Below are 20195 nucleotides of genomic sequence, written 5' to 3'. Positions count from 1 at the left end.
TACATCTATCCAATCATGATACGCATCATCTTCTTAACAGATTTCACAGAAACCTACTCGCATTCGTTGCTTTTAGGCGTACAAAAATATGCCAAAGAACAGTCTCAAGAATCGTGGGTTATATGCCGTATGCCCCCTTCTTATAAACAACAATATGGCATAGAAGGTGTAGTTCAATGGGCATTAAACTGGAAAGCCAATGCAATTATTGGTAGATTTGAGCAAAACGACAACATAGAACTACTTTTACAGCACGGAATAGCAGTAATTGCGCAAGATTTTAAGCAACGTTTCAATTCTATTCCCAATATAACTGGCGACTACATTGCTACTGGTGAGATGGCTGCACGTTTCTTTTTGCAACGTGGTTTCAAGCATTTTGCATTTCTTGGATATAGAAACATCGTATGGAGTGATGAACGTTTTTGGGGCTATAAACAAGAGATTATACAGCAAGGAATAAACAATAATATTTTTATATACGACAACCAAAAGCTTGATTCTTTTTGGTTTGACGATCTACCTAAACTCTCTTCTTGGATAAAAAACCTACCATCTCATACTGCTTTGTTTTGTTGTGATGACAATCAAGCTAACAATGCACTCGAAGTGTGTAGACTATCAGGTATAAAAGTGCCACAAGACATTGCCATATTAGGAGTTGATAATGATAAAATGATTGCCGACTTATCCGACCCAAAGCTATCAACTATTCGATTAGATATTGAAGATGGAGGTTATAAAACAGCTCAATTTATAGAAAAATCTATAACAAACAAAGAGCTAATTCGTAGTAATCACAATATTTACATTAAACCTGTATCAGTTATTAACAATGCTTCTTCAGACATATTTGCTACAAAAGACAAATATATCTTACAAGTATTAGATTTCATTAAATGCAACATCAACCATTCTATCAATGTTAAAGACATTCTTGCACAAGTGCCATTGTCTCGTCGTTTACTTGAGATACGTTTCAAAGAAGCCACAGGAACATCGGTATATCACTATATTATAGATTGTAGGATAGACTATTTTGCGTCTTTATTAGAAACAACTAACCTTCCAATCTGCGACATCATCATTCAACTTGGAATCAATAATTACGGAAGCTTTTCACAATTATTCAAAGCAAGAAAGGGCACAACTCCTCAATGTTATCGCAATAGAAACAAGTAGACACACGTTTTTAAAATCTTCTTATACCTCATATCTTATGAGGACCGCATCATTTATAGTAAATACCGCCAATATTGGCTATTGCGATGACGAAGATCATCATTAAAATTCCAGTGTTCATATCTACTGATGCAAGTTATTTTCCTTTTTCTATTTTCCCCTTTAGTCCGTTGATAATCCAGCCTTTCCCTTTTGTGCTGCTCTCTGTTTGAGATCCGCAAGGTGTTCGACAAGGTTTGGTAATGTCTGTTGAGCCGTCAGGAACAAATCTTTGTTAGCGTTTATTTCTTCTTTGGTCATATTCAGATTGTACAAAAGGTAATCAAATACAGCTCTAGCGAGCATACCATAGGGACTAATGACCGATTTGGGAAGAAAGGTTTGGGAAAGAATAAGGAGAGTGTTTGAAAAAACACTCCCTCTTATTATGTATTTATAGATGGACCCTTAAAAAATATATCCAATACCTAACATCAACCTAGAAAAATCTTTCTGAGTAATGTTATATTGAGCAGAAATATTTATATGGTTTATGATATTTACTCCTAATTGAGGAGCACATACAGCATGGCATTTTTTTCCATTATTAAACACACCGCGATCCATATTATCAATAGAGACTCCTGCACCTACACCTGCATAGAACTCTACCTTTGATGATGTCGGAAAGTTATAGTTAACAGATGGCAGAATAACTAATGATCTTCCATTGAAAGGAGAATTAGAATATTCGTTCATTACCACTGTATAGCTGTCATAACTTAATCTAAGTTTGGCACTCAATGGACTGTTAGTAAAATTATATATGCCATTAGCATAAAAGCCTATATGATTTTCTTTGTTACCGTTTTTTTTCAATCCAATCGGATAAGTAATACCAGCTTCTACCTGAACAGTCTTTTTTTGAGCAAATGCTAGACTAGAAATCGTAAGCAGTAAAAATGTTGCAAAAAGTTTTTTCATACTATATTATTTTTTAGAAATTCTCATACCACCCCAAGTTCCATTTATCTTTCCTGCCAGGATAACTTGACCAGCTTTCATTCGCTTAACAGGAAGATTTCTAACATTTGACATAAAGTTATAAAGTGCTTGAAATGAAAATGGATTACTTATCATTTTATTAGATAAATAGAATTTTACTTGAGAGTTAAATACTTTACGTACTTGATCTACATTATACTCGTTAATTTGCTTATCTAAAATGACAATATAAACTTTATCAGGAGTTAAGAACCGGACTGCTCTTGCATTAGGGTTAACATTCTTATTGACCATGTCATTTATTTTTTTTAATCCTTCTTTCAGTCCTTGTCCTCCGAATTTCATTATCTGCTGATCAGTTATTTCCATACCCCAAATATCAATACAAGGTACAGGCTTATCTAATCCAGGAATATCCAATGTAGAATATTCACTGACAACCGTTGGAGCCTTAGGGAAGTCTAATTTAGGTATTTTCAAATCTAATTCTAAGACAACTCCTCTATATGTAATGGACAGTTCTTCTGCGTTTGTTCCTTTCCAACCATTCAATTTTCTAAAAAAACCACCACGTTTTTTTCTAGAGGCTACAAAAGCTCCTACTTCGGAATAAACTCCGTAATCATAATCATATAAAGAGCCTTTTATTCGATATCCTTTCATGAAATCATGATGTTTAACGGAACGATCCCCAAAAACTCTTCCTAATATTTTTCCAACAAAAGTATGACTATCGCTAGTATAAGATGGGAAATTACTATAAGGAATATTCTCTATTGAAGTTCTTGTCATCGGGACAATAGTTCCGTTTTCCTTTAAAGTACTATAAGTGCTTTTTAATTTTACACCATTTGTAGGTTTCTCGTCAAATGTTCCATTTTCAAGTTTGCTTACAGCGTCATCTAATGCCTCTCTATTATTAATGCTTGTGGATAAAGTGCCGTAAGGAGTTATTTTATAGATAGAGTCTTTTACTTGTATTTCACCCCTAGAATTTAAGAGACGTGCAAAATTGAGATTAGGAACAAGATCTTCATAGTTAAATATATCATAGTATGTAAGGTGATTTTTCTTTATGTATTCCTGTTCTTCCTTTGTGAACTGGAGTAAGATAGGATCATTATCTAGCACCATATCCAGTAAAGAAACATAGTCTTTGGAAGGAGTACTTCTTGTAAGCTGTTTAGCATCTAAAATGGCATTCTTAAGACTTTCTTTATCGGAAGAATTAAACAACGCATCAAGATTTGTTTTTGAAGATTCTGACTTTTCTGTAGTTACTGATGGCGGTAAAACATCATCTGTTGAGCATGATGCAAATAATAGCAAAAGTGCTCCTCCTAAAAATAGTTTCGCTTTCATAAGATGATCATAGATTTTTATTATAAATTGATTTGTAAAGATAATTGTTTTATGTGAGACAAAGGTAAAAAAAAATAACTAATAAGAATGTATATATTGAGAATTATTTTATTTTTCCCTTTAGTCCATTGATAATCCAGCCAGTGCCTTTGCCACTTCGTGCAGCTCTTTCTCTTAGGTCTGCAAGGTGTTCGACAAGGTTTGGCAATGTCTGTTGAGCCGTCAAGAACAAAGCTTTGTTAGCGTTTATCTCTTCTTTGGTCATATTCAGATTGTACAGAAGATAATCAGATACAGTTCTATCAAGCATACCATAAGCACCTGCAATGTTGCCGACCTTTGCTTGCAGTTCTTTCTTTTCAAGCTGTGGGTCTTTGTTCTTCTGAATAAACTTTGGATAGAACGTATAACCAACGACTTTCTTTCCATTGCACCCCCTCGATGAAACTTCCTGCCTTTCCCACGTGAACGAATAAGGGCTGCTTTCGTCAAGTTCCTTTTGGGCTACTTCAAGAACAAATCTTTCTATATCAGCAACCGCCTTAAATTTCTTTTCAAGTGAGAACATTTTACGGAATTCCTCGATAGAGCATAACAAATTCATTATTTTTAGGTATTTTAAGACGATTCACAACATCGTACCTTTGCAAAAAACAAACCAAGAATAACTTTTTACAACAAACACAAATAATTATTATGCACTTAAAATCTACAAAATTTGCACTACTTTCTATTTGCATGCTTTTCATTAGTAATGCAATGAAAGCAAATGGCTATGTTACTTTCAACTTTAAAAAGAATCCTTGGAACTTTGTTAATGCAAAAAAAGGAGACAATCCAGACATTGGAAAGTTTGAAGATGGATTTAAGATTGAGGAGAAAGGTTTTACAATTGTAAACAAGAAACACAACGACACCAACTGGAACCGTATTGAAAATGGGCTCTTTGTTGTGTATCCCAAAAACGACATCATTATAACTGCCCCCGAAGGAACTGAGATTTATCGCATAAATATTGTCGTAAATAGTATTTGGAACTTTGATCTAAAAAATGATAAGTACCTCCTTCCTGATCCAGATGAAGAGATGGCAATGTCTGAAGAGACTTTTGGTTTCGACTATGTAGGTAAAGTTGCAACCTTTACGGGTAAAAATAAGAATACGATTATCGAAACTATTACGGTGAATTACACAGGTACTCCAACTTCAATAACCACAATAAACAATCCTATGATCTACCCCGTTGCAGTGTATGATCTTAGCGGAGTGAAAGTGGGCAACACCAATTCGCTTAGTAATCTGCCTAAAGGTGTGTATATTGTAAATGGCAAAAAGGTAATGAACTAAATATTCTTAACATATAGAAATTGAATAATCTATAATATAACAAGCCTTAATTAAAGTCTGCACAAACAGGGTAAAAAGAACAATACCTGTTTTGTGCAGACTTATCTTTTATTCCTTTTAACCTCTCATGATAAATAATAAAAAAAGACCCACATTGCAATTAATAAATTAGAAGACAATACTTGAGGAATAAAAACAATGCAATTGCGTTCTAAAAGCAATGTAAATACACAATAATAGGACTGCTTTTGCAAGCTAAAACGATTGCTTTTGTAGCACAATAAAAATGTATCTTTGAAGGAACTTATGGAGTTCAATAAAGAAAAAGCTTAACTGCTTGCCTTTTCTTTCACATGTTTTCGTAAACAACTTCTTTTGAATAATCTCTAAGAAAGCGCAAGAATGATTGGTTTATTAATAAAAAAAAGAGGCTCCGCTGAGCCTCTAGTCTCTTTTTTTTCTTGAGAAAATAGTCCTTTCACAAGGACTCTTAGTTTAAACAACATCTCGTTGTTATTCAAAACTTTATAAAAAACTAAACAAATTCACTTATCACTTAAACTAAAGAGACCCCTTTTCATGATTTAGAATAATATCAATATTGAACATGAATATCATACATCAATAATGGTTCTTATCTTATCACTTTTTCTTTTTCACTTCTCCATCTATCCAAAGCATTGATGGAGCTATGGTTCTTTCGGTTATATCTTTTGTAGAAAAGCCAACTTCAAGAGCTTGTCCCATATAATTTTCAAAATAATGAAGTTCTAACTTGTGGAAACCTACTGCCAAATTCGCTTTACCTTCGGCACGTCTCGCACTATGACCACCATCGTTATTTACGATTTCTACGCCGTCTATAAATAGTCTTGAGCCATCATCTGAATAAGTATAGAAACGATAAACCCCACTTTCTGGCACCTTTATATAAGCAGAATAGATATAGCCAAAATGGTCTTTTGAGCCATCTTCATTGATAGTAAAGTTAGGCATAACACCTTGTTGCTTTAACGTTGCTTTCAAAATATCAGCAGTTTGCCTCATATTTCCTTCGTAATAACGATAAGAAATACCATTTTGTTTAGGCTGAACAGAAAGAGCAGGCATAAGAGTTAATTGTTCTTCATCTTTTGAAGATAAACCAGATGGGTAATAGAAATAATCACTATTACCATCGTTGGTGGCTATCCATGTATCAAACTTAAACAAGTCTTCATACAACTCAATTATTCTTGCACCTGGTTTTAATGCTCCATAAGCATCGTAACCACTTACTCTACCATAGCCTAAGGCAATTTTACGCTCTAATCCTATAAGATCATTTTGATGATCGTGGCCTGCAAAAACACCTATAACATCTTTTTTATCTACCAAACTACCGAACATTCCACTATTGATACGTGCCGACCAAATGCCATCATCTTCATATTTACCTTGATAATCACCTCTTTCTAGGACATTGTGATATTCTACTAAAGGAATATGAAAAAACATTAGTGAAGGAAGAGGACGATTGTTGTTTTTCAAAGTGAAAGCCTCTGATGTGCGACGATACCATTCTATTTGATTGAAATGTATCCAATCATACTCTCCAAGATCCTTATCTGGCTGATAATCATTAGAATCTATACAATAAAGAACTGCTTTAGGTCTTGCATTTGCAGTATTACTAGCATATATAGGCAAAGCACAATTACCATTTCCACTTATATCTTCAGGAGAAGGGATACCAGAATAGAGTTTAGAAGTAAACAAAATATGATATATCTCATCTCTTGAGAAATGCTCTGCATCATGATTTCCCATTGTAACAACAAAAGGAATGTGAGCTGTTTCAAATATTTCGATGATTTGTTTCCAACCCTTTTCATATGGTTTCTCTGTGACAACGTCTCCTGTTAGTATTGCAATATCAGGTTTTTCTCGTTGTAATATTTTAAGCATTGTGTTGCGGGTTGAATCACACTTGGCAGATTGTGGGTCCCAATGCAAATCTGTAAACTGGGCAATTCGAAATCTATTATTGTGAAATGCAAAAGTTTTTTGAGCCCAACTGTTCATCACTTGAAGAACAAAAAAGACAAGTATAAGTAATGATTTATTGTTCATTGTCATTGTATGTCTATAGATTATAATGTTAATATTCTTTTTATTATTGCTTTTTTAGCTGTATTTTGTTTCAAACAATATTATGTTAAGGAAGACATGACGCACCTAATAAATTACTATTAGCTAGCGTTGAGAAACGAATGGTAGAGTCGTTCAATTCATTTGGATAAATAAAGCCCTCGTGAAGCGACTTTCTCATTGCTTCATAAAAGAATTCTGATGCTTGAGAAAGCCCTCCTCCAATAACAATTGCTTGCGGCGCATAGGTATAATACACCACTTGTAGAAGTTTTCCAAGATGATATCCAAATTCTTTCCATAATTGTTTGGCTGTTGCATCACTATTTATAGCGTCTTGAAAAAGTTGCTCTCCCGTAGTATTATGCTTTGAAAAGAAACCACTACTACAATAAGTTTCATAGCAATCATCAAGATATGGGAGGCAACCTATTTCACCTGCACCAGTTTTTAAACCTCTATATAATTCTCCATTTATGATGATTCCAGCACCAACTCCAGTTCCAAGAGTAATTCCTACCACATCTTTGAAGTCTTTTAAACAACCAAAACGCTGTTCGCCAAGAACAAAACAATTAACATCATTATCTACTTTTATTGGTAAATGATATAAATTTTCAAAGTAAGTACGAATGTGTACTTCTAACCATGAGGGTATATTTACGAGGTTATAGGCTATTCCTTTCTCTGTATCAACAATCGAAGGAATTCCAAATCCTATTGTTTGTACATTAGAATCGATAAGTTCATCAATCATTAGTCGGATTTGTTGAAGAACCTCTTGTTCAGTTCCCTGTGCGTTACAAGCTTCTTTTTTGATACTTACTATTTCATTATTACAGACCTTAGCCACTCTAATATTAGTTCCTCCAAGGTCTATTGAGATAGATGTTTGCATAATTTACGTTTAAATAGTTATAGTTCCTTTTCTTACCTCAAATTCTTTTTTATTGTTTCCCCATAATAATAAAAGTTTGAACGGCTCATTTGTAGTAATTGTTACTTTAGGTTTCACACTTTTATCATTACGTTTTTCAACTTTAATATCGATACTTCCATTTTCGCCAAAGGGATATTTTTTGATACCATAAGCATCTGTCAAGGTTACATCAAGAGTAACTTCATGCTGTTGAAGATTAGCTCTTATACCAAAAATATATTCTATTAAAACAGAAATAGGAGGTAAACCAGTCCAACCAACAAAATCTTTTCGAGCCATAAAGCCAGGCTTTGCGTCTTCAGGAGCATAGTATTCCCAAAAGGTTCCAGTATCTTTATACACCTTAAAGACGTTATTATAGTGGTTCATTGCAATATCAAAGGCTAGTTGTCGATATCCTTTTTGAGTTAAACCCGATATCAACATATAGTTAGTTCCAGGCCAAACACCTCCTAACCAGTATCTTCCATTCGCCTTATACTTTGGGTTTGATGCTGCAAGAGATGGTGTTCTATGAGGTCGATTGAAAGATGTTGTGTCATTTAAGTGAGCAACAAGCTGGTCAAGACGCTCTTTTGAGAGTACATCTGTATGCAAAGCCCAATAGGCATAGATTCCTTTTACATTGCTTAAGCTGTCGTCTGCATACTGATCGCATAGGAATTGCAAATCTTTGTTCCACATATTGCGTTCAATATAGGCAGAAAGTTGCTTTATATCGTCTTCGAATGTCTCTATTTCTTGCCATCTTTCGAGATAGAATCCCATCTTCAATAAGATGTTTGCCACCATTATCTGTTGTAAACAAGCATCTAACCACACCATATGTCCATTGCTATAAATGGTGTTATAGGGGTCTTTCACACGTGGCATGTTGTCCATTCCTGTTCCCCAACCACTGCTCCAATAGGTTCCATTGCGCCAAGTTCGGTTCAATTTGAGCCACTTATAGTAAGCTGCAAGAACGGGAAAGACTTTATTTAAGCGTGCTTCATCGCCATATTGAGTGAAGTATAGCCACTCAGACCAAGGCAAAATATTAGGTCCTGTGCTTGTTGGATCATAGCGACTAAAGCAATCTGAGCCATCAGCTCTTATTTCTCTGCAAATAAATCCATCTGGATGTTGCTTTGCATAAAAATTATTTAGTGTTGCTTGAAAAGGGAAAAAGCGTTGTCCATAACGGCAGAACATTGTGATAAAAGCATCGTCCCACATAAAAATATTACCGTTATAAGCAGGTGCAATGTAGCTATTTACAAATCCTGAGTTCTCTTTTGGGTGACAAATATTGCTCAAAGCCAACTTCCAAGCATGCCAATACATCGCAATTTCGTCGTTATGATTTTCCCAATAAGGCTGTGGAAGCATTTTTTTTGCTTGTTCGAAAGTACCAGGAAGAGTTGTTTGGGGTTTCTGTGTTCGATAAGAATTCTCTGCTACAAGCGTCTCCATAACATAGGTATTCTTATAAGGAAGCTTGTAAAGAGGCGACCCTGAGGGCATAAGATTTTGCCCAAACAACACCGAAACAATGCTTAAACTGAGCAAAACAATAGTGAAACGTTTTATCCAAAGACTTCTATTATGTATTTCCATAAGCTACTTTACGTGTATTTCTTCAATAGTTTCTTGCCTAAAAAAGGGTTCTTACTTAAAGCTTTAGAAGCTTTTTAATCTTTTTAAATATGTCGGTATTATTCATAAAACCTGTAAATTGCTCTGAACCTGGACCAAATGCATAGACAGGTACCATCGTTCCAGAATGATCTCGGGTTGAGAAATGACAAGTAACAGTGCCTTTTTCAAGGTCACCACCTAACAATGTCAATCCTCCTGTTTCGTGATCGGCAGTCACAACCACAAGTGTTTCACCATCTTTAGCCGCCCATTTCATCACAGCACCAATAGTTCTGTCGAAGTCGTGCGTTTCTTTCATGAGCATATCTAATTGATTAAAGTGGCCATAATCATCTAACTGCGATCCTTCTATCATCATAAAGAAACCTTTTTTATTTTGATTAAGTAAGTCAATGCCCTTTAATGATGCTCGAGCAAGCAAATCTCCACGCTCATCTGGTAGCGGAGTGTCTACCAAATAAGGTACTGCAAAGACCTTACCACTATTTATTTTCTCCAAACTTTCCCATGAACGAGCTATCTGATAGCCCTTTTTGGTAAGCTCATTAAATAGATTTCTTCCGTCATTACGCCGTTCAAAGAACTTCGCTCCGCCTCCAAAAGCATAGTCAATACCACAATTTACATAGTCGGCAGCAATCTCTTGCTCTCTATCTCTGTCGCTATTGTGACAACAGAACGTTGCGGGTGTGGCGTCCCAAAGACGACATGTGACTGCTATACCTGCCGACTTGCCTTTTTGTTGCGCCAACTTGCAAAGCGAAGGTACTGGTTTTCCATCGCCATCTACGCCCACTGCGTGATAACGAGTTTTCACTCCACTCGATAATGCTGTACCTCCTGCACCCGAATCGGTCACTAATCGATTGAGACAAGGAGTTTTAGAAAGTCCTGTATATTGTGCATTCTCTAACCAAAGTTGTCCTCTGTTGCAAGTCCATGCCGTGTAAATATGCATCAAACTCATTCCGTCACCTATCATTAGGATGACATTTTTCACCTTTTTTCCTTTAGGTGGAGTTATCTTTTCCACTGCATAAGGAGTTTTTAAGGTATATGTTTGGGTAGTGTTTTGTTGTCCTTTTACTCCCAAAACAAAGGAAAGAAATAGAGTACAAAGGGAGATTGCGTGATAATTCATTTTTTTTCGTTTTGAAAAGATGAGAAGAAGAAATCTTTTCTACCACTCTAAAAGCCATAGAGTGATAGAAAAGATCATATATTATTTAACACTTGCCTCGATAGAAAGACAATAAGTTGATGTTCCAGACAATTTAGTTTCATCTGTTTTTCTCAACATCCATGATGTTGGAGCAATAACAAACAAAGCATAATCTTTATCTGCCTCTTTAACTGCAAAGGTTATTTTTACGTTTTTCAATTCCTTTACTGTAGAACGAAGATTCTCGGTTAATTGGTTTTTCACAGTTCCCACCAAGACAGCTCCATAACCATTACCTTCTAAGCGAGTAAGTATTGGAAGAGATGCTCTGATCTGTTCTTCGCTAGAAAAACGTGTTGTGGCAAAAGGCACAAGGATTTTTACAGGCGATTGCACATTGCTTTGAGCCATAATAGGCACAAATTTGATGTAACAATCATCAGTTACCTTAAAGCTTTCTTCTGTATTCAATTTATGATTAAACAAGATTGTGCTTCCTTCAATGTTGTTTGCGGCATAACGTTGAAGAGAAAATGATGCAAAACGAGCAGTTTTCACTGCAAGATCTGTAGAAAAATTCTTACAAGCACTATACGATGGATAATTTTGAATATCCGAACGTTCAACAACGCCAATAGAACAATCCTTGCCTTTGTTATTAAAGAAGCTTGCTATAGCATCAATTTGTGTTTCTGTATTATTGCTCAAGTTAGAAACAACATAAACATCAATTGTTTTATTTTTATCCCATTCCTTTATTTCTTCAGCACTTCCTTGATGATTAGGAATAACGCCCCACTCTTCTTGAATACAAGAAGCACACAAAAGTGCACCGAAAAGGAAAAATAAATGTAGGTGTTTCATATCGTTATTTTTATTTTAATTATTCATTACTTATATCTCATCTATCATCAATGCTCTGTACTATGGTGTTGCAAAACAATTGCTTTTAGACTGTAATAGCTATTCTTTTAGCATGCAAAAGCAATGCTTTTGAAGTGCAATATCAATGCTTTTTCGAGCATATGGATAAGACTTTTAGAACCTGCGGAATTGACTTAAAAAATGATAAGATATAGAATATAAATTATACAATGTGTGAACTCAATTCTATTTCATTTTTACTACCGAAACAACAGGACAATGATCGGAAAGTTCTTTGCCATTAAAAAAGCGGTCGAGAACACGACATGACTCAAAAGTCCACTTGCCTTTTGAACCAAAAATGAAATCAATTTTTGACAATCCTAAATAAGTTCCATTGTCATTATCCATTCGTTCAAAAGCTGTTTCGATTTTATTAATCACTGAAGAACCAGGACCTTGATTCATATCTCCAGTTAAGATCATAGGAATAGATGAGGTATATACTTTATCTGACACAAGAACCTCTGCCTGTTCGAGCTGTCCTCCCATGTGATCTAAATGAGTACTTGCAATTCTGAACATTTTTTTTGTAGGAAGAAGAATATCTGCATACACTACACCTCTTTGATCGGCAGAACCTTTAGGACGTGGAAGTTGCAAACAGTTGCTATTCAAAATAGGATAACGAGATAAGATGGCATTACCATAAAGCTCGTTAAGCGAATAACGATAGTTTTCTTCTGGATACTCACCTCTCTTGTTGGCAAGGTTATAAGAGTATCCAAAGATTTCAAACATATTGAGTTTTTGCGCCAATTCTGCCACAACATCACGGAATTTACCATCACGTTGCTGACGAGAGCTTCTATTTTCCACTTCATTCAAACAAATGATATCAGCCTCTTCACTACGCAACAATTCTGCATAGGGTGCAACATCAAAATCGGGTTCAAATGAACGAATATTAAATGTTATCACTTTTATCTTATCTTGTGCAAATAAGTTCTGAACACTAAGAACTGAGACAAGAACTAGTAATATCCATATTTTTTTCATAATGATGAAATTTTATTTATTATTTCGTTTTATAAGCAGTCGGTAAAGCCTTTCTTTATCCTTGAAAGTCTTTCCAACTGCTCATTAACTCATTTATATTAATAACCCATATTTTGTTTCAAGTTGTGCAAAACACTCTTATTAATCTCAGATGCGGGTATTGCAAATACTTGATTCTTTACAGGATCGAAAGTACGTTGTGGCCAAATTTCTTTTTCAGTAACACTTGTTATGGTTGTTCCATCTGTGGTTGTAACAATTCCATGCAATGGTTTAGCATAAACAGTTTGTGCATCTCCCCATCTAACAAGATCGAGATGGCGACTTGGTTGGAACTCGAATGCCAACTCACAACGACGTTGGTTCTTCAATTCTGCTTTGGTTGCAGAAGAGTTTTGTGGGAGTCCTGCACGATGACGAATTTTATTTAATAGCGCTTTTGCTTCACCATTACCTTCACCCTGAGTCCAAATTAAAGCCTCAGCTTTCATCAATAATACATCTGCAAAGCGAATAAGGCAAGTTCCAAGAGTGTTACTTGCATTGTTTCCGCTAGGATTTAGGGTTTTTCCAATACAATCTGCATCTTCAAAAGGAGCCATGAACTTTCTAAAGGTCATTCCCGATGTACTTGAAATAGCTGCAGGTGAAACTCCAAAATGAATATCATGACCAATATAAGTTATATGTTGTCCAGGATAAAGAATGGTTGCATCTCTTCGTGTATCACCAGCTTCAAAAGCCTTATACAACTCTAGTGTAGGCTGGAAATAACCCCATGTGTTGAAATAACCCCATCCGCCATTCTGGAAAGACATACCATGAAACTTTGGACCTTCGGTTGCATTGCCCAAAAGAGAGAAAAGATATTCTTCACAGAAGTTGTTTTCAGGACGGAAAAGCTTAGTATAATCGGGATAAAGATCTCTTTTATCAGCTCCTGTAAGATTGATAACTTTATCGCAATAAGCAATTACTTTTTGATAATATGTAGCGTCCCACTGAGCTGCATACAATGCTGCACGTGCAGCAAAAGCCCATGCAGCAGCACGATGAGGTCTGCCATAATCATCTTCACTCAACTGAGAAAAGAGAGGAAGAGAGGCTGCAGCCTTATCCATATCTTCAATAATCATATCATAATTCGCTAGAACTGAAGCAGGACGTGGCTGATCTAATTCATCTGTAGGTGTGTTCTCGGTAACAATAGGGATTCCACCATTAGGACCATTATCACCATAATAAGGTGCCAACCACAAGTATGCAAAAGCTCTATAGAAATGAGCTTGCCCCAAAGCAACCTTCTTTACCTCCGCAGAGATATCCATACTGGGAACATTTCTCAAAACATCATTAGCTTTAGCGATAAGCTGATACATTGCGGGCCAATTGTCTTTGGCATCTCTACCATTTGATGCCGACATCTGAAAGTTCTTGATTTGCGCTGCTTCTGCTTGGGGACGACCTGTGACAAGATTATCACTACAATTCTCAAACCACATAAATCCACGACCTGTAATGCCTTCTTCATAAGTAAAAGCATGGAAAGCATCAAGCGCTTTGTTTACATCAGCTTCTGTTTTCCAGAAGTTTACAGAGCCTTGAACACCATAAGGCTCGTACTCTAAGCTACAGCCATTGAGTATAACACATGCAAAAGTGCATGCCATTATATTTTTTATATTAAGAATTTTCATAATAGATTGTTTTAAATTAGAAACCAAAATTAAAACCAAGTGTAAATGAACGAGATACAGGATAAACACCTCCATCAAGACCAAAGTTACCTACTTCAGGATCAATACCTGTATAATCGGTTACAGTGAATAGGTTCTCGCAGTTGAAATAAACACGTAATGTAGATTTCTTCAAACCAAGAGTATTCAACCATTGTTGAGGAAGTGTATAACCAAGAGTTAGGTTCTTTAGACGAAGATAACTACCATTCTCAAGATAAAAATCAGAAGGATTAGTGTAGTTACCATTTGCATCATCAACTAAAGCTAAACGAGGTATACCTGAAGTGTGGTTATAATCCCACGCATTAAGTATGTCCTTCAACATATTACCACCTTGTTGGCGACCTGTAAGGGTCATTTGTTTGAAGGCATTGTAGATAGTTGACTTGCCAACTCCTTGGAATTGGAAACTGAAATCGATATTCTTATAATTAAGGTTTCCACCAAATCCGAATGTAATCTTTGGCATATAGCTACCCATATACTGATTATCATCCGAGTTGATCTTACCATCATTGTTGAAATCTACATATCTCAAATCACCAGGTTTAGCATTAGGTTGAATCATATTGGTTAATCCTGTCTTAGGATCTATCCATTTATAATTGTCGATTTCTTCTTGACTTTGGAATATTCCATTTGTTTTCAATACATAATAAGAATACCAAGGTTTACCTACTGTAGAACGAAGAGGACGTTGACCGTTTACAACGATATCATGTTCTAGGGTCTTTCTAGATCCAAGATCTAATACTTCGTTGTGAACTGTTGATAAGTTTGCATTCAATCCGAAAGTAAGAGCACCAATAGTTTTGTGGTAAGATGCGCTCAACTCCCAACCTTTATTCACAACATCGCCAATATTTCCATATGGTTCAACTGCAATTCCTGCTACAGAAGATACGGGAACTTTTTCTATAAGGTCTTTTGTTCGTTTGTTGAAGTAGTCTACTGTTAAGTTCAAATCATTATTGAAAAGCCCTACATCCAATCCAACTCCCCATTGTTCTGTTGTTTCCCATTTCAAAGTTTTTGTACCAATTGATTCTGCAAACACACCATATACTACTTTATTAAGATTTCGTCCGTAGATAATAGGCCATTCTGTCTTACCCATTGGCACATTCCATGAATAACGAGGAACAAGTGCAACATTACCTACTTGACCCCATCCTGCACGTAGCTTCAATAAGTTTACAGTACTTTTAAGAGGTTCAAAGAATTTCTCTGATGATATTTTCCAAGATGCTGACAATGCTGGAAAAACTCCAGAGTTATTGTCTTTATATAATTTAGATGTGGCATCACGACGCAAACTTGCTGTTGCAAAATAGCGATCGTTCCAAGAATAGCCTACTCTTCCAAAGAAAGAAAGCATTGCTTCTTCCCATATTTGCTCAGTAGGTTTATACTTTGTCCATTCATTTGCTTGTGGAAGAGTAGTCTCGTGGCGTCCTTCTCTATCATAATTGGTAGTATAAACTCCATACATCTTATATTTATCATACTTTGTTGTTAAACCCATCATTGCACTAATATGATGTTGTTTAATCATAGTTGAATAAGTTGCAGTAGTTTCCCATAACCAGTTATTCAAGCTTGAGTGCTCTATATCGTGACGATTTTCATCAGAAGGATTACCTGGTTCAGGTACTTTAGGGCTAAAATTATCTATCTCAGCCGATGTTATACCTGCTGTAAACTGAGAGCGAACATCTAAATTTGCAATAGGCTTAACGTGTAATGTTGTTGTAGAATACAAAGTACTTGTAGGACGTTTTTGGTCTAATCGTTTCAAAAGAGCCACAGGATTGCGGAATTCTCCATATCCACTAACACCTTCTGCTGCTGCCCATCGAGGCAAAGTTCCATGGAATAAGGCCTCACCATAGTTGTTATAAAGAGGCTCTCCAGTTTTACTATAATCGTAGACAGTGGCAGAACGAGGGAAGAAAATTGCATTGGCAAGTACTCCTTCGTGTCCTTTATTAATATTACCTTGTCCATCAGAGAAGGTATAGGTTACTTGTTCTGAGAATGAAACACGATTATTTAACTTGAAATCGACATTCACCTTTCCGCCAAACTTACGAGCAAAAGTATTTAAAAGCACACCTTGGTCTTTATCAAAGTTAAACGATGCCAATGCTTTTATATTATCACTACCTCCTGAAAGAGATAAAGCATAATGTTCTAATGTTCCTCTTCTGAAGATTTCATCAATCCAATCTGTTCGTGTTACAGCTCCATAAGCGTACTTACTTGCATCTGCCGTTGCAGGAAGAGCACCACCATAAAGACGCACTGCATCACCCCACACCTTATTATATTCTTGAGATGTCAAGACAGAAGGTAAGTGCATGGCATTCTTTATACTCTTAGATATATTAAGACTTACTTGTACTTTTCCTGCTTTTGCTTGTTTGGTTGTGATAACTACCACACCACCAGAACCTACACTAGCACCATAAATAGCTGCAGAAGCAGCATCTTTAAGAATTGTAATGCTTTCTATATCTTCAATATTGAATGGAGCACCAGGCACACCATCAACTACATACAATACTCCATCACCACTATTATAATCATTGTCGGTACCTCGTGAACCTCTACCACGAATTGATAATGATGCTGTAGATAATGGATCACCTCCATTATTTTGCACCATTACACCTGGCATTGTTCCTTGTAACATCGAAACAATATTAGAAGGACGACTTTTCATTGTATCATCAAGCTTTACTGATGATATAGATGTAGAAAGGTCTTGCTTTCTTTGATTACCATAACCTATAACAACAACTTCATTAAGAGATCGTTTATCATCACGCAAAACGATATTCTTCTGTTGTTTTGTTGCTTTAAGGGTTTGAGAGATGAAGCCTATAGACGAAACTTTGATTTCTGTTCCAGGAGCGATATTCACAGAAAACCTACCATTTACATCGCTAATTGCAAGGGTCTTACCATCTTTTAAACTGATAGTAGCACCTACAATAGGTTCTCCATGCTCATCTACCACCATTCCTGTAATAACGTCTTGGCTCTGAACATTAATGTTGTTACTGTTCAAATAAATACTTGTTGACACGGCATTCATTGGTGCACAAACTGCAAGTGTACACAAAACCGATGCTAAACGGTTATGCCTTAAGACTGTTTTTTTAACTCTTCGTTTGTTCATTGATATGAGGTTTTTAGATTTATGATTTCATAATAGATAGACAAAACATTGCAACGAAAAAGAAATTAAATAGATATTCTCACTTTCTAATATCTCTAATTTTATTACAACATGATATTACATGTTCTTTTTTTATTATTTCTCAAAAGATTTCTTGTTCTAGCTATTGTCTTATGTCTTACTTTAAATGGTATTCATAATAATAAAATGAAATAAATGTTCTTCGTTTAGAGTTCTATATGTCATCAACTTTAAGTCCTATATATCATCTCTTTATTTAAGAATCAAACATCTCATTCTGTTTATTGTTTAAGGTTTAGGTTGTTATTGAATTATTTCTAAAATACTACTTACGTCAAAAGTTCTGAAGCAAAGATAAAAATTTACGCACAATCCGTACAAACGCATTTGCGTAATAAATATTCTATTTTACGAAAAAAAATATACCATTCTCTTAAAACACCCTATGCCTTTACCTTAATTAATATATAGAGTGAATATCAAAGGCGCTGTGTGTATTTTTCAATAGGAAAGTAAAAAGGATAAATTTTCAGGCAGAATCTTCTTTAAATAGGCATATACCCTAAAGAATTCAACCCAATTCACATCAAACGAATACTTCAATTTGATACAAACTGGGTTGATATACTAAACTAAACTAATTAACTTTGGGTTACAACTTAGCTTATCTTGGTTAACAGAAAAGCTTTTGTTGCAAGGCATATGATTTATTTGCCTAGATAATATTTATTGGTTACATTAAAATTATCGTCAAATTCATATACTAAAGGAGTACCTGTTGGAATCTCAACGTTGATGATTTCATCGTCAGAGATGTTTTCGAAGTACTTAATTAGTGAGCGTAGAGAGTTTCCGTGTGCTGCAATCATTACACGTTTACCTTCCATTACTAGAGGTTTAATTTCCTTTTCGAAGTAAGGAACAGTACGTGCAATTGTGTCTTTCAAGCTTTCGCACATTGGAACTTCAGCTGGATCAACATTACGATACGCTGGATTCTTTAGCGAATTGTATTGATTGTCTTCTTCCATCATTGGTGGACGAACGTCGAAGCTACGTCTCCAAATCTTAACTTGGTCGTCTCCGTACTTCTCTGCTGTTTCTTTTTTGTTCAAACCAGAAAGTGCACCATAGTGACGTTCATTAAGTTTGTAAGACTTAAACACTGGCAACCATTCACGTTCCATTTCTTTTAGAATGATTTGTTGTGTGTTAATTGCTCTCTTAAGGTAAGATGTAAAACAGATATCGAAATCGATTCCTGCTTCTTTTAATGCCTTACCAGCACGTTTTGCTTCTTCACGTCCATTGTCAGAGAGTTCTACATCCACCCAACCGGTGAAGAGATTCTTCTGGTTCCATTCACTTTCTCCGTGACGGACAATAACTAATCTTTTCATTGTTTTTTGTTTTATATGAAAGTTAAAATAATAAAATCTTACTCTTTACAAAATTACTTATAATATATTTCTTGCACAACTACCTCTTTGGGCATTATCTTTCTTTTATACTTTGTTAAGAATTTAATTTCTCAGTTGGCACTTCTTTGAGTTAGTATTGCGATAGTTCGCAAGGCTACAAATTTGCGTTCGAGATACACAAAACCATTGAAAGGCATATATTTTCCCCAAGAATTCTTGGCAATATAATAGGTATTTCCTTGCTCATCGTGTGCTTTTCCAACAATACTCATGGCATGCTGATCATAAGTGGTATAACTTTCAATTGCACGTTGACGCATATTTTGGTCTACCTTACCAACTTTGGGGTTCAAACAAGCCACTCCCTGATCCATAACATACTCACCATGAGGTAGCGAACCCTCCCAACACACTGCCTTATGCGCTGCCAATTGCGAATCTATGATGTTCATTAAAGAATCAATAGGCACATTGTTAAACAGCTCATAACTGTTATTATCGGGACTTTCTTGCAACACTTCACGATAAAAAGGATGATGGGTTACACTGCAATAGGCTTTGTAACTATCCGCTGGTACAACACTTTGCGCAAATTGAAGAGGCGTATATTCCGCTCCAAAGAGATACACATTGAGGGGAAGTGCGCCCAAAGCATCATCTAAATAGCTGTTCAACGCATTTTTAAAGGATATCATTCTAGCCTTTTCGCCAGCCTTTTGTTGAGCCACAATCATTGCCTTTCTATTGATTGCATTCACATTTCGAGGTTGTGTTCCTTCGTAACTATCAAAAGGAACCAAGCCATATTGTTGAATCAGGCGCAGACACAAGGGAGCCATTCCTGCCATTTCACGCTTTGAATAGGCTTTACGAAAGAAGTGTTGCAAAGCATTTTGAGTGATGAGATTGCGTTCTACAAAGGCAGGCGACAAGTTTATAGAATCGTTTTGCTCTATTCTATCAGTCTCTATAGTAGCCAACACTGCATAAATCCAGCAGGTATAGCCTTCGCCCTGCTGTTTAATAGGAGTCGTTTTTAGTAGGATGTCGTTTGCAAACACAGGAACTTGGGATTTCAATTCCTTATTTCCCTTACACGACATCAAGCCCCACAACAGTACTAAAATCATGCTTATAGCCCCTATTCTCTTAAAAAATA

The 20195-nt window shown here is 35.8% G+C and carries 15 protein-coding genes; 2 read left to right on the top strand and 13 right to left on the bottom strand.

Annotated elements, in window-relative coordinates; all coding sequences use genetic code 11:
* The first annotated feature begins 15 nt into the window (after window positions 1–15).
* Window positions 16–1182: a DNA-binding transcriptional regulator gene (locus tag HMPREF0669_RS09205; protein WP_009228262.1), complete on the top strand. Its 1167-nt coding sequence runs from the start codon at window positions 16–18 to the stop codon at window positions 1180–1182.
* A gap of 447 nt (window positions 1183–1629) precedes the next feature.
* Here the strand turns inward: HMPREF0669_RS09205 and HMPREF0669_RS09200 are convergent, their stop codons facing one another.
* The 3 genes from HMPREF0669_RS09200 to HMPREF0669_RS09190 form a co-directional block, all read right to left on the bottom strand.
* Window positions 1630–2145 carry an outer membrane beta-barrel protein gene (locus HMPREF0669_RS09200; protein WP_009228260.1) on the bottom strand — a complete coding sequence of 172 codons (516 nt, stop codon included), beginning with the start codon at window positions 2143–2145 and terminating at the stop codon, window positions 1630–1632.
* 6 nt (window positions 2146–2151) lie between these two features.
* A complete protein-coding gene (locus HMPREF0669_RS09980; RefSeq protein WP_009228259.1) occupies window positions 2152–3528 on the bottom strand; it encodes a hypothetical protein in 1377 nt (458 codons plus the stop codon).
* 103 nt (window positions 3529–3631) lie between these two features.
* Window positions 3632–4132 (bottom strand): replication initiation protein, encoded by a 501-nt coding sequence (locus tag HMPREF0669_RS09190; protein WP_009228258.1) that lies wholly within the window; start codon window positions 4130–4132, stop codon window positions 3632–3634.
* A gap of 92 nt (window positions 4133–4224) precedes the next feature.
* Here HMPREF0669_RS09190 and HMPREF0669_RS09185 point away from each other — a divergent pair, with 92 nt between their 5' ends.
* Window positions 4225–4875: a hypothetical protein gene (locus tag HMPREF0669_RS09185; protein ID WP_009228257.1), complete on the top strand. Its 651-nt coding sequence runs from the start codon at window positions 4225–4227 to the stop codon at window positions 4873–4875.
* A 642-nt stretch (window positions 4876–5517) separates the two neighbouring features.
* On the opposite strand, the gene HMPREF0669_RS09180 is transcribed toward HMPREF0669_RS09185, so the two are convergent.
* From HMPREF0669_RS09180 to HMPREF0669_RS09135, 10 genes are all read right to left on the bottom strand, one after another.
* Window positions 5518–6987, bottom strand: coding sequence for a metallophosphoesterase (locus tag HMPREF0669_RS09180; RefSeq protein WP_009228256.1), 1470 nt, complete (start codon window positions 6985–6987; stop codon window positions 5518–5520).
* Window positions 6988–7072: 85 nt separating this feature from the next.
* On the bottom strand, window positions 7073–7903 hold the full coding sequence (locus HMPREF0669_RS09175) for an ROK family protein (protein ID WP_009228255.1): 831 nt from the start codon (window positions 7901–7903) through the stop codon (window positions 7073–7075).
* Between the two features lie 9 nt (window positions 7904–7912).
* Window positions 7913–9451, bottom strand: coding sequence for a trehalase family glycosidase (locus HMPREF0669_RS09170; RefSeq protein ID WP_232236488.1), 1539 nt, complete (start codon window positions 9449–9451; stop codon window positions 7913–7915).
* Window positions 9452–9599: 148 nt separating this feature from the next.
* A complete protein-coding gene (locus HMPREF0669_RS09165) occupies window positions 9600–10727 on the bottom strand; it encodes an alkaline phosphatase (RefSeq protein WP_009228253.1) in 1128 nt (375 codons plus the stop codon).
* 81 nt (window positions 10728–10808) lie between these two features.
* The gene (locus tag HMPREF0669_RS09160; RefSeq protein ID WP_009228252.1) at window positions 10809–11612 is read right to left on the bottom strand and encodes a hypothetical protein; all 804 of its coding nucleotides are present in this window, start codon (window positions 11610–11612) and stop codon (window positions 10809–10811) included.
* 246 nt (window positions 11613–11858) lie between these two features.
* Window positions 11859–12671, bottom strand: a complete 813-nt coding sequence (locus HMPREF0669_RS09155; RefSeq protein WP_009228251.1) for an endonuclease/exonuclease/phosphatase family protein — start codon at window positions 12669–12671, stop codon at window positions 11859–11861.
* Between the two features lie 98 nt (window positions 12672–12769).
* On the bottom strand, window positions 12770–14368 hold the full coding sequence (locus HMPREF0669_RS09150; protein WP_044045764.1) for a RagB/SusD family nutrient uptake outer membrane protein: 1599 nt from the start codon (window positions 14366–14368) through the stop codon (window positions 12770–12772).
* A gap of 16 nt (window positions 14369–14384) precedes the next feature.
* Window positions 14385–17594, bottom strand: coding sequence for a TonB-dependent receptor (locus tag HMPREF0669_RS09145; RefSeq protein ID WP_009228249.1), 3210 nt, complete (start codon window positions 17592–17594; stop codon window positions 14385–14387).
* Window positions 17595–18322: 728 nt separating this feature from the next.
* On the bottom strand, window positions 18323–19015 hold the full coding sequence (gene gpmA, locus HMPREF0669_RS09140) for a 2,3-diphosphoglycerate-dependent phosphoglycerate mutase (RefSeq protein ID WP_009228248.1): 693 nt from the start codon (window positions 19013–19015) through the stop codon (window positions 18323–18325).
* A gap of 131 nt (window positions 19016–19146) precedes the next feature.
* The gene (locus HMPREF0669_RS09135; RefSeq protein ID WP_232236464.1) at window positions 19147–20166 is read right to left on the bottom strand and encodes a C1 family peptidase; all 1020 of its coding nucleotides are present in this window, start codon (window positions 20164–20166) and stop codon (window positions 19147–19149) included.
* Window positions 20167–20195 lie beyond the last annotated feature (29 nt).

It is taken from the genome of Prevotella sp. oral taxon 299 str. F0039 (assembly GCF_000163055.2).
GTDB lineage: Bacteria > Bacteroidota > Bacteroidia > Bacteroidales > Bacteroidaceae > Prevotella.
The sequence above is the reverse complement of the archived record's forward strand: the minus strand, read 5'-3'. Positions and strand labels throughout refer to the sequence as shown.

Bases quoted from the DNA above. Each gene is read 5' to 3' on its own strand.
- HMPREF0669_RS09155 (WP_009228251.1), bottom strand. From the start codon at position 12,671: ATGAAAAAAATATGGATATTACTAGTTCTTGTCTCAGTTCTTAGTGTT.
- HMPREF0669_RS09170 (WP_232236488.1), bottom strand. From the start codon at position 9,451: ATGCCCTCAGGGTCGCCTCTTTACAAGCTTCCTTATAAGAATACCTAT.
- HMPREF0669_RS09145 (WP_009228249.1), bottom strand. From the start codon at position 17,594: ATGAACAAACGAAGAGTTAAAAAAACAGTCTTAAGGCATAACCGTTTA.
- HMPREF0669_RS09135 (WP_232236464.1), bottom strand. From the start codon at position 20,166: ATGATTTTAGTACTGTTGTGGGGCTTGATGTCGTGTAAGGGAAATAAG.
- HMPREF0669_RS09175 (WP_009228255.1), bottom strand. From the start codon at position 7,903: ATGCAAACATCTATCTCAATAGACCTTGGAGGAACTAATATTAGAGTG.
- HMPREF0669_RS09165 (WP_009228253.1), bottom strand. From the start codon at position 10,727: ATGAATTATCACGCAATCTCCCTTTGTACTCTATTTCTTTCCTTTGTT.
- HMPREF0669_RS09150 (WP_044045764.1), bottom strand. From the start codon at position 14,368: ATGAAAATTCTTAATATAAAAAATATAATGGCATGCACTTTTGCATGT.
- HMPREF0669_RS09180 (WP_009228256.1), bottom strand. From the start codon at position 6,987: ATGAACAATAAATCATTACTTATACTTGTCTTTTTTGTTCTTCAAGTG.
- HMPREF0669_RS09185 (WP_009228257.1), top strand. From the start codon at position 4,225: ATGCACTTAAAATCTACAAAATTTGCACTACTTTCTATTTGCATGCTT.
- HMPREF0669_RS09200 (WP_009228260.1), bottom strand. From the start codon at position 2,145: ATGAAAAAACTTTTTGCAACATTTTTACTGCTTACGATTTCTAGTCTA.
- HMPREF0669_RS09980 (WP_009228259.1), bottom strand. From the start codon at position 3,528: ATGAAAGCGAAACTATTTTTAGGAGGAGCACTTTTGCTATTATTTGCA.
- HMPREF0669_RS09160 (WP_009228252.1), bottom strand. From the start codon at position 11,612: ATGAAACACCTACATTTATTTTTCCTTTTCGGTGCACTTTTGTGTGCT.
- HMPREF0669_RS09205 (WP_009228262.1), top strand. From the start codon at position 16: ATGATACGCATCATCTTCTTAACAGATTTCACAGAAACCTACTCGCAT.
- gpmA (WP_009228248.1), bottom strand. From the start codon at position 19,015: ATGAAAAGATTAGTTATTGTCCGTCACGGAGAAAGTGAATGGAACCAG.
- HMPREF0669_RS09190 (WP_009228258.1), bottom strand. From the start codon at position 4,132: ATGAATTTGTTATGCTCTATCGAGGAATTCCGTAAAATGTTCTCACTT.